The sequence below is a fragment of the Streptomyces chiangmaiensis genome (genome assembly GCF_036281785.1).
Lineage (GTDB): Bacteria > Actinomycetota > Actinomycetes > Streptomycetales > Streptomycetaceae > Streptomyces > Streptomyces chiangmaiensis.
This window is the reverse complement of the sequence record NZ_JAYWVC010000706.1, coordinates 1-653: the sequence shown is the minus strand read 5'-3', so window position 1 is coordinate 653 and position 653 is coordinate 1. Positions and strand designations below refer to the sequence as shown.

The 653-nt window shown below is 70.6% G+C and carries 1 pseudogene; it reads right to left on the bottom strand.

What is annotated here, in order from left to right:
• Positions 1-586, bottom strand: a pseudogene (locus VXC91_RS46540) (winged helix-turn-helix domain-containing protein); the annotation flags it as partial.
• Positions 587-653: the final 67 nt, after the last annotated feature.

Genomic DNA, 653 nt, shown 5'->3' with positions numbered 1-653 from the left:
GGCCGCGCCCCGCGCACCGCCCACGTGCGGCCCTTCGGCGGCCTCAGGCCCTGCCCCGCCTCGTCCTCGAAGCAGATGTAGGCGCCCAGCTGGGCCGCGGTGGTTTTACCTGCGGCCACACCTCCTGCTTCCACACCTCGATGGCCTCCTTGTCCCGCTCGACGGCCTGGCGCAGGGGAACCTGGCACGACCAGCCGTGGCGCCGCATCAGCTTCCACACGCCCTGCACCGTGTAGCCCACGTGGAACAGCCGCCCGATCAGCACCTTGATCCGCTTCAGCGTCCAGCGCTGGTCGTCGGCGAACCCGTGCGCCAGCGGGCCGCGCCGCAGCTCCGCTTCCAGGCGCGCGAACTGCCGCGCCGACAGGCGCTCTGGCGACACCGGCCCCTTGGAACGCAGAGCTTGCGCCCCACCCTCACGCCACCGCTGACGCCACTGTCGCACCGTGCGCGGGGTGACCCGTAACTCGGCCGCGAGCGCACCAGCACTCTCGCCCTGTTCGAACAACCCGGCGGCCTTCAGCCGCAGTTGCTCACGCCGTTCCTGCTCGGCGGGCGTATACCCACCCCTCTGTGCGTACCGCATGAACCCGCCATACCGCAGGGATCACGAATCGTCACGCCCCGCGGCGTCTACGAGTTCAACCTGAGTA